The organism is Streptomyces sp. NPDC001889 (assembly GCF_053594535.1).
Genome location: NZ_JBSFER010000022.1, coordinates 145,878 through 159,206, shown reverse-complemented (window position 1 = coordinate 159,206; position 13,329 = coordinate 145,878). Strand labels below are relative to the sequence as shown.

Here is a 13,329-nt window from a genome sequence, read left to right as displayed (position 1 = left end):
CCGCCCGGTCAGACGCGTCCCTGATACCCCGCGGAAGCCTTTCTCGCGGTGCCGAGTCTGCCGTACAGACGCGCCCCGGGGCACTCGGTGTAGAACCCGTCCCGGTGTCCGGAGATCACGTTGAACCGGACCTTGCGGCCCTTGGCGTACTTGCCGCTGCCCCCCGATGTGAGGGTGACCTTGCCCTGGGGATTGCCCTTGAACAGCCCGAGTTTCCAGGCCGTCAGCCGGGCCACCCCGGTGACCGCAGCCGCCGGCGGGTTGCTGCGGCCGTAGGAGCCGAGGACGGCGATGCCCATGCTGTTGGTGTTGAAGCCCAGGGTGTGGGCGCCTCGTACCGCCTTGGTCACGCCGCCGGCGCGTCCTTCGTAGACGTTCCCGCACTTGTCGACGGCGAAGTTGTAGCCGATGTCCCGCCAGCCGCTGCTCACGACGTGGTAGCGGTAGATACCGCGGAGGACGGAGGGCGCCTGCTTGCAGGTGTACCCGTTGCCGGTGGCGCTGTGGTGGACGAAGGCCGCCTTGACGGTCTTGCTGTAGACGAAGCCCCGCTCCCGCAGCGACTCACTGGCCTTCCAGCCCTTGCGGGTCACGATCTTCGGGCGGGGGCCGATGTAGGGCTTGGCGGCGGCCTGCTCGGGGAGCGCGTCGGGGGCGGGCATCCCCGGCCGCGCGGCCGCCTGCCGGTTCGCCGGCGCCCGTACGGCTCCGGAGCCGTCCCCGGGGTCGACCAGTTCCAGCCGCAGCCCCCGGGGCAGCGGCCGGGGTGCGCCGCGCTCGGGCCGTACCCGGACCTCCACGCCGTCCGACCTCCCCACCCACAGCGGCGCGGTGGAGCCCCGCGCCGAGCGGCTCTCCGGTGTGTCCGGGTCGGCGCCGTGCTCGTGGTTGTGGGTCTCCACGGACTGCCAGCCGGACCACAGACGGGTGGCGGTGGCCCGGGTGCGGATCTCGACGGTGCCGTGCAGTTCGGCCCCGGGGTCGTCCCAGACGACCCCGGCCATCGAGAACGGGGCGACCCGCCGCTCGAAGCGACCGTGCTCCGATGGCGGCGCGACGGTCCGGCCGGTGGGCTGCGGCGCGAGCGGCAGGGACCGGGTGGAGCCGGGGACCCCGGGGGTCTCGGCGGCGGGCGGGGGTGGTGTCTTGGAGTCGCCGGAGGGCGGTGCGAGCGGGAGTGCGAGCGCGGTCGAGACCGCGACGCCGATCGAGGTAGCCAGGAATCCACGCATGAGGGAGATCCTGGCCTCTGGGGCCCCGGTTCGCCCGCCCACACACCGGTGGCGCGTCGGGCCGACCGGAGGACCCCGTCACCGGTTCGGCGGCCCCCGCGCGCGGCGCGGCGCGTACCCTGTCGCTGATGAACGCCATCGACCGTACCCCCGCCGACCTGCTGCGATCCGCGCTCGCCGCGGACCCCGCGCGTCCCTTGGTCACCTTCTACGACGACGCCACCGGCGAGCGCGTCGAATTGTCCGTGGCCACCCTCGCCAATTGGGTGGCCAAGACCGCGAATCTGCTCCAGGGCGAGCTGGCGGCCGAGCCCGGCGACCGGCTCGCGCTGCTGCTGCCCGCGCACTGGCAGAGCGCGGTGTGGCTGCTCGCCGCCGCCTCCGCCGGAGTGACCGTGGATGTGGGCGGGGACCCGGCGGACGCCGATCTCGTCGTCAGCGGGCCGGACACCCTGGACCGGGCGCGGGCCTGCCGGGGCGAGCGGGTGGCGCTGGCGCTGCGTCCCCTGGGCGGACGGTTCCCCGCGCCCCCGGAGGGTTTCTCGGACTACGCGGTGGAAGTGCCCTCGCAGGGCGACCGCTTCGCGCCGTACGCACCCGTCGACCCCGGCGCTCCGGCGCTGTCGGTCGGCGGGATCGGGCTGAGCGGCGCCGAGCTGGTGGAGCGGGCGCGCGCCGACGCCGCCGGTCTCGGTCTCGCGCCCGGCTCCCGGCTGCTGAGCGGGCACGGTTACGACACCTGGGAGGGGCTCTCCGCCGGGCTGTTCGCGCCGCTCGCCGCCGGGGCGTCGGTGGTGCTGTGCCGGCACCTCGGCCAACTGCCGGACGAGGAGCTGCGCAAGCGGATCGAGAGCGAGCGCGTCACCGCTACCGCGCGCCCCTGAACATGCCGCGCGCGCCGGGTATGGCGGAGCGGTGAACTCCGTCTGTGAAACCCTCGTGCGAGCCAACAGCCGTGTCAGGGTGAACGGCTGGAGGACCACCCGGGTGGCCGATGCGGGGCCCGGCCAGGTGCCCGTCCTCCAACTCCCGGTGGAAGATCGGGCAAACGCACGTGTCAACGCACAACCAAGCGCGAGGTTCAGCCGTCTAGCCCTGCGATCGGCGGTCCAGCGCGCCGCCGACGCCATGAAGGATGGACGCAGACGTGACCGACAGTGCTGGTACTCCGACCGGGCCGGACGGCCCGGACGAGGGCGACGGCGCGACCGACGCGGAGGCCGGGACGGAAACCGGGACGGAAACCGGAGGAGGAGCCGGTGCCGGGGCAGGGGCTGAGGCCGGGGACAGCGCCGGTGCCGAGGCCAAGGCCGGTTCCGGAACCGGAACCGGAACCGGAACCGGAACCGGGGCGGGTGGGGACGGCGCGTCTCCCCCGGGTCCGGACATCCCCGTGGAGCCCGGAGCGAGCGGGCCCGGAGCGAGCGGGCCCGGGACCAGCGGACCCGAGGCCGACGGACCCGAGAGCAAAGAACCCGAGGCGAACGGGGCCGAGAGCAGCGGGCCCGAGGCGAACGGGCCCGAGATCAGCGGGGCAGAGACGAGCGGGGCCGAGGCGGCCGGCGGGTCCGCGGCCGGCGGGCCGGATGCGCCCGCCCCCGCGCCCTCCGGCGCCCGCCCCGCACGGCGCCGGCGTCTGCTGATCCGGCTGGCCGCCGGCGGCGTCTCCCTCGCCCTGCTCGCGGGCTCGGCCGCCGCCTGGTGGTTCTACCGCAAGCTCGACTCCAACATCACCACCGACACCACCGCCGCCGCGGAGCTCCAGGTCCACGAGAAGGAACGGCCGGCGCCCCTGGTGATGGACGCCCAGAACATCCTGGTGCTCGGCTCGGACACCCGCTCCGGCAAGGGCAACAGCGAGTACGGCCGGGACGACGGCGGCAAGCGCTCGGACACCACGATCCTGCTGCACATCGCCGCCGACCGGCAGAGCGCGACCGCGATGTCCATCCCGCGCGATCTGATGGCCGAGATCCCCGGCTGCCGCACCGCCGACGGTTCCCGGACCGGCGCCCGGTTCGCCCAGTTCAACAGCGCGTACGAGACCGGGGGCGCGGCCTGCACCATCCGTACCGTCGAGAAGATGACCGGCATCCGCGTCGACCATCACATGATCGTGGACTTCCGCGGCTTCAAGAAGATGGTCGACGCGATCGACGGGGTCGAGGTCTGCGTCCCGGAGGCCATCGACGACCCGCAGGCGCGGCTGCGGCTCGCCGCCGGGGAGCAGACGCTCCACGGCGAGGAGGCGCTCGGCTATGTGCGGGCCCGCAAGTCCCTGGGCGACGGCAGCGACACCGAGCGGATGGAGCGCCAGCAGCAGTTCCTGGGCTCGCTGGTCAAGAAGGTCCAGAGCAATGGCGTACTGCTCAATCCGGCGCGGCTCTACCCGCTGCTGGACGCGGCGACCAAGTCGCTCACCACAGACCCGGGACTCGACTCGCTGAAGGACCTCTACGACCTGACCCGCTCGGTCCGGAGCATCCCGACCGAGAAGGTGCAGTTCCTGACCGCGCCCCGGCAGCCGTACACCGCCAATACGAACCGGGACGAATTGATACAGCCCGACGCGGAGCAGCTCTTCAAGCGGCTGCGCGAGGACGCGCCCATCACCGTGGTCCCGGAGGGCGGCCGGGAGAGCGAGGAGACGAAGCGGAAGCAGGACGCCACCAGCCCGTCGAGCCCCAGCCCCTCGCCCACTTTCACGGGCACCAATGCGGCGACGGGCAGCTGCGGGGTAAAGCACTGACCAACCCGGGCCCATTCTCCATGCGGATTGGGCGTATTGCCCGGTTGTAAGCGACGTGGAATTTGTCACGGACGTCGCTCCCCTGTGAACTGGGCGGATAGTGTGAAGCGATCCGGTTTCTCCGGCTCCGCGCGATCACACTGCCGGAACGAGAAACCGAGCGCTCTTCGGGGGGAGAGGCGCTTCGCGTGGCAGCGACGGAGGATTCGGATAACCGTGGATGCGCAGAGCCGTGGGCGTGGGGACGATATGGACCCCGCCGACCAGTGGGTACTGAACCCGCAGACAGGCCAATACGAACTGCGACTGGACCACTCCGGAGCGCAACCCTCCCCACCCGCGCCGGAGCCGGTGGAGGACAGCGAGCCCCCCTCCCCCGACCGGGACACGCCCGCCGCCGCGCCGGTGCCCCGGCAGCGCTCGCGCAGGTCGGGGAAGAACGCGCCCGAGACCGCGCGTCCGCCGGCGGCGGGCCGCCGCAAGCGGAAACCGCCCGCGTCCCGCAAGAAGAAGATCCTCATATGGACCGGCGGAGTGGTCGGCTTCGTGGTCGTCGTCGGTTCGGTGGGCGCGTATCTCGGATACAACCGCCTGAACTCGAATCTCAACACGATAGCCGTGCCGGGCGCGGGGTCCGGCGGCTTCAAGAAGGACAAGGCCGTCAACATCCTTGTCATCGGCACGGACAAGCGGACCGGCAAGGGCAATGGGTCCTACGGCGACCTCAACAGCGCCGGTCACGCCGACACCAGCATTCTGTTCCATGTCTCCGAGGACCGGACCAACGCGACCGCGCTGTCGATACCGCGCGATCTGCTCACCGATATCCCCTCCTGCACGACCGGGACGGGCGGTGACGCCAAGACCGTTCCCGGTTCGCCGCGGACGCGGTTCAACGAGAGCCTGGGCCAGTCGGGGCGCGACCCCGGCTGCACGATGCGGACGGTCAAGGAGCTGACCGGCATCACCGTCGACCACTTCATGATGGCCGACTTCAACGCGGTCAAGACGCTGTCCACGGCGGTCGGCGGGGTCGAGGTCTGCGTGGGCAAGGACATCAACGATGTGAAGTCCAAGCTCAAACTGACCAAGGGCACCCATGTGCTGAAGGGCGAGGACGCCCTCGCCTTCGTCCGCACCCGCGGCTCGGTGGGCTTCGGCAGCGACCTCAGCCGGATCGAGATACAGCAGCAGTTCCTCAGCTCGATGATCCGCAAGATGAAGTCCAGCGACACCCTGACCAGCCCCACGAAGATGTGGGACCTGGCGAACGCCGCCACCAAGGCGCTCACCGTCGACACCGGGATCGGCAGCATCAAGAAGCTCCAGGACCTCGGTCTGGAGCTGGCGAAGGTCAACCCGAAGAACATCACCTTCGCGACGGTCCCGGTGCTGGACAACGACGGCGCGACCGTCGTGCTCGACGAGGCCAAGGCCAGGCCGCTGTTCTCGATGATCCAGAACGACATCTCGCTCACCGAGGTGAAGCAGAAGGAGAAGGACGCCAAGAAGGAGCAGAAGAAGCTGCTCCAGGGCCCCCAGGCCGAGGCGTCCGAGGTCCGGGTCGCGATCTACAACGGAAGCGACACCCAGGGGGTGGCGCTGGCGACCCTGACGTGGCTCCAGAACGAGCAGGCCGTACTGAAGTCGAGCAACGAGGGCAACGCGCCGGCCAAGGCCGCCAAGACCACCCTTGAGTACGGTCCCGACCAGGCGGACCAGGCCCGCAAGCTCGCGGCCCTGATGGGCCTGCCGGCCACGGCGATGAAGCCGGGCACGGCCGACGCCGGAGCGACCGAGCCGATGAAGCTCGTCCTCGGCGCCGATTTCAAGGGCGCGGGGGTGCCCATCACCGGTTCGGCGAAGGCGCCGGAGGGTGTCCAGAAGGTCGAAGCCGACAAGCAGACGTGCGCCCAGTGACCTGGGGGCTCCCCGTCACCGGGTGCGTATGACAGGGGGGTCCAGGGGTGGGACGCAAGAGCGTACGAGGAGGAAGGGCGCCGGACCGCGTTCCGCGCGCCCATGACGGAGCCGCGGACGGCGGTGCCTCCGGCGGCGGAACCGGCGCGGCCGGCGGGCCCGGCACGGCCGGCGGGCCCGGCGGGATCGCGGTGCCGGGACAGCGCGGGCGCCGGGGCCATCACCGTCCCCCGCCCTCCGGCGGGCGGGGCAGCACATCACCGGACGGCGGCTCCCGGTCCGCGCGCGGGGCGGGCCGCGGCGCCGGGAGCGGCCGGAGCCGCAAGCGCCGGGTGCTGCGGTGGACCGCGGTCACCCTGTCGCTGCTGATACTCGCGACGGCCGCGGCCGGCTATCTCTACTACGAGCACCTCAACAGCAGGATCAAGAAGGACGATCTGACCCTCGGCAGGAAGATGCCGGGCCACAAGGCCAACGCCAAGGGCCAGACCCCGCTGAACATCCTGGTCATCGGCTCCGACGGGCGCGACAGCAAGGCGAACCAGAAGCTCGGCGGCGCCAGGGACACCTTCAACGGCAAGCCGCTGGCGGATGTGCAGATGCTGCTGCACGTCTCGGCCGACCGCACCAACATCTCGGCGATCAGCATGCCGCGCGACACCATGCTGAAGATCCCCGAGTGCACGGACCCGGACAGCGGTGAGACCTTCCCCGCGAGCGACTGGGTCCAGACGAACGAGTCCCTCGGCCGGGGCGGGCCCGGCTGCACGGTCGCCACCTGGCACGAGCTGACCGGGATCACCATCGACCACTTCATGATGATCGACTTCGCGGGTGTGGTCTCCATGGCGGACGCCATCGAGGGCGTACCGGTCTGTGTCACGGACAACGTCGAGTCCCGCAACCTCAAGGGCGAGGGCTCCGGGCTGAAGCTGGAGAAGGGCACCACCTCGGTCAAGGGCGAGCAGGCGCTCCAGTGGCTGCGCACCCGGTACGGCTTCGAGGACGGCAGCGACCTCGCCCGCACCCGCGCCCAGCACATGTATCTGAACTCGATGGTGCGCCAGTTGCGGAAGAACGCGAAGCTCACCGACCCCAACAAGCTGCGCAGGCTCGCCGAGGCCGCCATCGAGGCGCTCACCGTCGACAAGGGCATCGACTCGGTGGCCCGGCTCCTCGAACTCGGCGACGACCTCAAGAGCGTGCCCAGCGACCGGGTCACCATGGCCCGCATCCCGGTCGACTACTCGAAGCGTCCCGGCTTCCGGGGCAAGGTGGAGCCGATCCCCGGCGAGGCCGAGCAGTTGTTCCGCATGGTCCGGGAGGACATCCCGCTCGACGGCAAGGGGGGCCCGAGGAAGAAGAAGACGGCCCCCGCGACCTCGAAGGACCCGGCCGCGGCGCCCGCCGAGATCGCGGTGCAGGTACGGAACGGCACCGGCGGCGGGCAGGCGCCCCAGCCGGGGCGGGCCACGGAGATCGCCGGAGTGCTCCAGGCCAAGGGCTTCACCCGGGCGGTGGCCGACACGGCCGGGGAGGCCGCGCCGAAGACGGTGGTCCACTTCTCCAACGCGGAGCTGGAGGGCGACGCCCAGGCGGTCGCGAAGGCACTGGGCCTGCCCCGGTCCGCGGTGAAGAAGTCGACGGATGTCACCGGTATCGCGCTGACCGTGGGAGCGGACTGGCGGCTCGGCACCGCCTTCCCGAAGCCCGAGGAGAGCGACCGGACCCCCGATTCGGCCAACGCGCTGAACGGCGGGGACACCAAGGCGTGCATGAAGGTGCAGCCCGGCTTCACCTGGTAGCGCGGGCTGGTGCCGGGGGCGGGGGCGGGCACGGTGCCCTCCCCGCCCCACAACGGACCTTATGGGTAAAGCAATCCCCAAAGCGTGCGTACCGGCCCGGGGAGTTCGGGCAGATTGCCCCTGTGTGGGGTGCGGTGATTTCCCTCGGTCCGTCCCCCGGCGCCGAACGGGACGGATAGTGTGACGAGATCCGGGGCCCGGCCAGGAGGCCGTGGCCCACCGGAGTGAGGCATCGCGCGTCTCCTGAGGGGGAGAGGCACGTCGCGTGGCACCGACGGAGGACCCGAGCGACCGTGGACGCACAGAGCCGTGGGCAGACGGACGGAGTCGACCCCGCCGACCAGTGGGTACTGAACCCGCGGACCGGCACCTACGAACTGCGGCTGGACGACACCGCGGACCACCGGGAGACCGGCGGGCCGCGCCACGGCGCCCCCTCCCCCGGGCCGGACCGTCCGCCCTCCACCGCTCTCCCGGGACCAAGACCGGGGCCGGAACCGGGGCCGGGACCCGGCCCCTCGGTGCCGGGCCAGCGCGGCCGGCGGCGGACGAACCCCCCGGCGGCCGAGCGTCCCGGCGCGTCCGGGCGGCGGGGGCGCAAGGCGAGGAAGTCCGCCCAGCGGAAGGCGCTGGTGTGGACCGGCGGCGTCCTGGGCTTTCTGCTGGTCGGCGGGTCCATCGGCGCGTATCTGGTGTACGAGCGGCTCAACGGCAACATCAACTCCGTCGACATCGGTGACGCGGCCAGCGGCGGCGGTCTCTCGGGCGGCCCGCTCAACATCCTGGTGATCGGCACCGACAAGCGGACCGGCGCGGGGAACCAGGGGTACGGCGACAAGGGGAGCGCCGGGCACGCCGATACGACGTTCCTGTTCCATGTCTCCGCCGACCGCACCAACACCACCGCGATCAGCATCCCCCGCGACCTGGTCGTCGACATCCCCGCCTGCCCCACCAAGCAGCCCGACGGCTCGACCCGGGTCATCCCCGGGCAGCCGAGGACCCGCTTCAACCAGTCCTTCGGCCAGCAGGGCCGCGACCCGGGCTGCACCATGCGCACGGTCAAGGAGTTCACCGGCCTGCCGATGAACCACTTCATGATGGTGGACTTCAACGCCGTCAAGACTCTGACGACCGCGATCGGCGGCGTGGACATCTGCCTGGCCAAGCCGATGAAGGACCCCGAGTCCCGGCTCGATCTGGCGGCCGGCCCGCACAGCGTCGAAGGCGAGCAGGCGCTCGCCTTCGTCCGCAACCGGCACGGTCTGAAGAACGACAGCGACCTCGACCGGATCGATGTGCAGAAGCAGTTCGTCGCCTCGATGATCCGCAAGATGAAGAGCGACATCCTGGGCGACCCCAAGGAGATGTTCGATCTCGCGAACTCCATGACCAGGGCCCTCACCGTGGACTCCCGGATAGGCACCGTGCCCAGGCTGACCGCCCTCGCGCAGGAGCTGGGGAGGATCGACGTCAAGAACATCACCTTCCTGACCGTCCCGGTGATCGACAACCCCAGCGAGGGGCCGGTCAAGGCGACCGTCGTCCTGGACCCGGTCAGGGCGCCGCAGGTCTTCGACATGCTGGCGAACGATGTCTCCTTCACCGAGGTGGAGAAGAAGGAGAAGGACGCCAGGGACCGGCGGAAGGCGCTGCTGGAGGGGGCGCGCGCGGACGCCTCGGAGATCAGGGTGGACGTCTACAACGGCAGTGACACCACCGGCGCCGCGCAGTCGACACTGCTCTGGCTCCAGAACACCAAGGGCGTGCCCCTGTCGGCGAACCGGAGCAACGCCCCCGAGAAGCTCGCCAGGACGACGCTCGCCTACGCGCCGGACCAGGCCGACCAGGCCAGGGCGCTCGCCGACATGATGGGGCTCTCCGCCGCCGCCCTGCGGCCGGGCAACCGGGACGCCCAGGGGACCGATCCGATGACCCTGACCCTGGGCGCCGACTTCAGGGGCGCGGGGGTGCCGGTCAGCGGGTCCGGCAAGGCTCCCGACGGGGTGAAGAAGACGGAGGCCGACAAGAAGGTGTGCGCGCAGTGATCCGCGCGCACCCGCGCGGGCGCGCCGCCGGAACCAAAGGCGGCGCCGCGCCCGCCGGTGGCGCCGAGGCTCCGGAGCCGCCGAGGCCGCGGGTGGCGCCCGGGTCTCCGAGGCCGCGGGTGGCGCCCGGGTCTCCGAGGCCGCGGGTGGCGCCCGGGTCTCCGGAGCCGCCGAGACCGCAGGTGCGCCCGGCTCTCCGAGGCCGCCGGACGGGAGGGGAGCCGGCTTCAGTTCGCCGTCGCCCGGACCGCCGGGCGGCGGCTCGCGATGACCTTCCTCGCCAGGGACCTGGGGCTGGTCAGAAAGCCGAAGCCCCACGACATGTGCATGGTCGCCAGCGCCACCGGGATCTGGAGCCGGGCCCGGAGCGGCAGCCCCTTGCCCGCCGGGACCGAGCCGGCGGTGATCGCGGCCAGATAGCCGCCGGGGACGATCAGGCCCCAGGGGGTGAGGACCGCGCCCACCACCAGCCCCGCCGCGATCGCGCAGACGGCGACCGGCGGGGCGAGATAGCGGAGATTGATCGAGCCGGCGTGGTAGCGGGCGACGACATGGCGCCAGCGGCCGTAGTCCTTGTACTGCTTGGCGAGCGCGCGGACGGAGGGCCGGGGCCGGTAGCCCACCTTCAGCTCCGGTGAGAACCAGATCCCGCCGCCCGCCTCGCGGATGCGGAAGTTCAGCTCCCAGTCCTGGGCGCGGATGAACTCCACGTTGTAGCCGCCCTGCTGCTCCAGCGCCTCGCGCCGGAAGACCCCCAGATAGACGGTCTCGGCGGGCCCGGCCGCACCCCCGGTGTGGAAGGCGGCGTTCCCCACGCCGATCCTCGATGTCATCGCGGCGGCGACGGCGCGCTCCCAGTCGTTCTCGCCCTCGGCGTGCATGATGCCGCCGACGTTCTGGGCGCCGGTCTCCTCCAGGAGCCGGACGGCGGTGGCGATGTAGTTCGCCGACAACATGCCGTGCCCGTCGACCCGTACCACGATCGGGTGATGTGATGCCTTGATCGCGGCGTTGAGGGCGGCGGGGGTCCGGCCGGTGGGGTTGGGCACGGTCTGGACCCGGGGGTCCTCCCGCACCAACTCGGCGGCGATCTCGTCGGTGCGGTCCGTGGACGGCCCGAGCGCGATCACCACTTCCATCTCGCCGCCGTACTCCTGCTGGAGGATGTGACGGACGGAGTTGCGCAGATGCCGCTCCTCGTTGAGGACCGGCATGATCACGGAGACAGGGGGCGTGGCGTTCATCGGTCGCCACGTTACCGCGAATGGGGGACACGGACGCGCGGCGCCCGGCCCATGGCGCGGGCAGCCGATCGTATGGGCCTACCGTGTGCTCGTTCCCCCGTTCGCCGCTCGTCTGTCGTCCGCCCGCGATCCCCCGGTGTCCGCCCGTGCCCGCCGCGGTCCGCCGTGCCGCGGACGGCCCCTCCCCCCGTCGCCCGCGGAGGTGTCCCCCTCGTGCCCACGCCGTCCCGCTCCCCCCGTCCCCGGCCCAATCCCGGGCCCAGGACCAGACGGCCGGTGGTCGCGAGACCCCGCTGGGGGCTGCGGGTGGCGACCGCGCTGTCGATGCTGGTGCTGGGCGCGGGCGTGATCGGGCACGCGGCGCTCACCAGCCTGGACACCGGGATCGACCGGGTGGACCCGTTCCGCGACATGAAGAACAGGCCCGAGCCGGGGGACGGGCTGAATCTGCTGCTCGTCGGCACCGACGGACGCGAGCGGATCACCCCGGAGGAGAAGGAGAAGTACCGGCTCGGCGGGGCGCCCTGCCACTGCACCGACACGATCATGCTGGTGCACATCTCCCGGGACAGCGGGCGGGCGAGCGTGGTGAGCCTGCCGCGCGACAGCTACGCCGAGATCCCGGCCCACACGGACCGGGCCACGGGCACCAAGCGGCCCGCGCACCCGGTGAAGCTGAACGCGGCCTACGCGGAGGGCGGGCCCGCGCTGACCGTGCGGACGGTCGAGCACATGACCAAGGTGAAGATCGACCACTATCTGGAGGTCGACTTCACCAGCTTCATGAGGACGGTGGACGCCGTCGGCGGGGTCGAGATCTGCACGACACAGCCGATGAAGGACCGCTACACCGGTCTGGACCTCCCGGCGGGCTCCCACCGGCTCGACGGCGGCCAGGCCCTCCAGTACGTGCGCTCCCGCCATGTCGACGTCGCCTCCGACCTGGGCCGGATGCAGCGCCAGCAGCGGTTCGTGGCCGCGCTGATCGAGCGGGTCACCAGCAGCGGGATGCTGCTGAACCCGGTGCGCTTCCGCGAGATCACCTCCACCCTGCTCGGCTCCGTACGGGCCGATAAGGACTTCGGCAGGGAACAGATGCTGGCGCTCGGCCGGGCGATGCGCGGGTTCTCGGCGGCGTCGTCGGAGTTCACCTCCGTACCGATCGGTTCGATGGGTACGGTGCCGGGCGTCGGCTCCGCCGTGAAGTGGGACACCGCCAAGGCGGGGCGGCTCTTCCGGATGATCCGGGAGGACAGGCCGCTGGCGCCGGCGCGCACACAGCGGCGGGCGACGCTGGTGGATGTCTCCCCGCAGCAGATCCGGGTGCAGGTCTACAACGGGACCCACCGGGACGGTCTGGGGCGCACGGTGGACGTCGCGCTGCGGGCGACCGGCTTCGCCACCACGCGCGCCCCGCTGAACGGCGGCGGCGAGGAGCCGGCGGAGCGCACCTTCGTCTCGTACGACCCTCGCTGGGACCGCTCGGCCCGCTCGCTGGCCACCGCGCTGCGCGGGTGCGAGCTGCGGCCCGTGCCGGGGCAGGGCAGAACACTGCGGGTGACGGCGGGGGAGGATTTCCGGGGGGTGGTGCCGGTGCGGGCGCAGGACGCCCTCCAGGGCGAGTTCGGCGCGGTCACCGGCGACCAGGTGACCTGCCCCTGAGCGGGCCCGGTGTCAGTCGACGATGCCGTCGGCGGTGCGCCGCTCCCGCAGCTCCTTGATCGCGCGGCGGCGGGCGAGCCGGTGGGTGCGGCGGATCTGGGCCTCCTGGTAGCGGCGGCGGTCGCGCTCGTCCTCGGGGAGCACCGGGGGCACGGGCCGGGGCTTTCCGTCGCCGTCGACCGCGGCGAAGACCAGATAGGCGGAGCCGACCTGCTGGGCGGGGGTCGACTCGTTCCAGCGCTCGGCGAGCACCCGGACACCGATCTCCATGGAGCTGCGCCCCGTCCAGTTGCACTGGGCGCGGACATGGACGAGGTCGCCGACGCGGACCGGCGCCAGAAAGACCATCTCGTCCATCGAGGCCGTCACGGCGGGGCCGCCGGAGTGCCGGCCCGCGACCGCGCCCGCGGCGTCGTCCACCAGCTTCATGATCACACCGCCGTGCACCGTCCCCAGGAGGTTGGTGTCCGCGGCCGTCATGATGTGGCTCAGCGTGGTGCGGGAGGCCGATGTGGGCTTCCCGCCGATCGCCGGGTCCGGATGGTGGGGGTGGTCTGTCATGGTCTCCACCCTAAGCGGGGCCGGTGCGGCGGGGCCGCCGCGGGCGCGCGGCCGGCACATTGCATCAGCTTGGCAACAGGCCCGGTCCTATTCGCCACCCGGCCTGTC

9 protein-coding genes are annotated in these 13,329 nt (G+C 72.0%); 6 read left to right on the top strand and 3 right to left on the bottom strand.

The genetic code is table 11. The features are described from left to right. Positions 1 to 8 precede the first annotated feature (8 nt). Positions 9 to 1,232 carry an N-acetylmuramoyl-L-alanine amidase gene (locus tag ACWCRA_RS25590; protein ID WP_451068696.1) on the bottom strand — a complete coding sequence of 408 codons (1,224 nt, stop codon included), beginning with the start codon at positions 1,230 to 1,232 and terminating at the stop codon, positions 9 to 11. Positions 1,233 to 1,360: 128 nt separating this feature from the next. On the opposite strand from ACWCRA_RS25590, the gene ACWCRA_RS25585 reads away from it, so the two are divergent. The 5 genes from ACWCRA_RS25585 to ACWCRA_RS25565 all read left to right on the top strand — a co-directional run bounded on the left by ACWCRA_RS25585 (position 1,361) and on the right by ACWCRA_RS25565 (position 9,754). Further along, positions 1,361 to 2,116, top strand: a complete 756-nt coding sequence (locus ACWCRA_RS25585) for a TIGR03089 family protein (RefSeq protein ID WP_351558216.1) — start codon at positions 1,361 to 1,363, stop codon at positions 2,114 to 2,116. A gap of 251 nt (positions 2,117 to 2,367) precedes the next feature. Then, complete coding sequence (locus ACWCRA_RS25580) at positions 2,368 to 3,981, top strand: LCP family protein (protein WP_451068695.1); 1,614 nt, start codon at positions 2,368 to 2,370, stop codon at positions 3,979 to 3,981. Between the two features lie 216 nt (positions 3,982 to 4,197). After that, the gene (locus ACWCRA_RS25575; RefSeq protein ID WP_351558213.1) at positions 4,198 to 5,901 is read left to right on the top strand and encodes an LCP family protein; all 1,704 of its coding nucleotides are present in this window, start codon (positions 4,198 to 4,200) and stop codon (positions 5,899 to 5,901) included. Between the two features lie 47 nt (positions 5,902 to 5,948). Further along, positions 5,949 to 7,706 carry an LCP family protein gene (locus tag ACWCRA_RS25570; protein ID WP_451068694.1) on the top strand — a complete coding sequence of 586 codons (1,758 nt, stop codon included), beginning with the start codon at positions 5,949 to 5,951 and terminating at the stop codon, positions 7,704 to 7,706. A gap of 293 nt (positions 7,707 to 7,999) precedes the next feature. Then, positions 8,000 to 9,754 (top strand): LCP family protein, encoded by a 1,755-nt coding sequence (locus ACWCRA_RS25565; protein ID WP_451068693.1) that lies wholly within the window; start codon positions 8,000 to 8,002, stop codon positions 9,752 to 9,754. Between the two features lie 227 nt (positions 9,755 to 9,981). Here the strand turns inward: ACWCRA_RS25565 and ACWCRA_RS25560 are convergent, their stop codons facing one another. Continuing rightward, the gene (locus tag ACWCRA_RS25560; RefSeq protein WP_351558209.1) at positions 9,982 to 10,998 is read right to left on the bottom strand and encodes a glycosyltransferase family 2 protein; all 1,017 of its coding nucleotides are present in this window, start codon (positions 10,996 to 10,998) and stop codon (positions 9,982 to 9,984) included. A gap of 165 nt (positions 10,999 to 11,163) precedes the next feature. Between ACWCRA_RS25560 and ACWCRA_RS25555 the strand changes: the two genes are divergently transcribed. Continuing rightward, positions 11,164 to 12,660, top strand: coding sequence for an LCP family protein (locus ACWCRA_RS25555; protein ID WP_451068692.1), 1,497 nt, complete (start codon positions 11,164 to 11,166; stop codon positions 12,658 to 12,660). Positions 12,661 to 12,672: 12 nt separating this feature from the next. Here ACWCRA_RS25555 and ACWCRA_RS25550 read toward each other — a convergent pair whose 3' ends face one another. Continuing rightward, positions 12,673 to 13,221, bottom strand: a complete 549-nt coding sequence (locus ACWCRA_RS25550; protein ID WP_351558207.1) for an acyl-CoA thioesterase — start codon at positions 13,219 to 13,221, stop codon at positions 12,673 to 12,675. Positions 13,222 to 13,329: the final 108 nt, after the last annotated feature.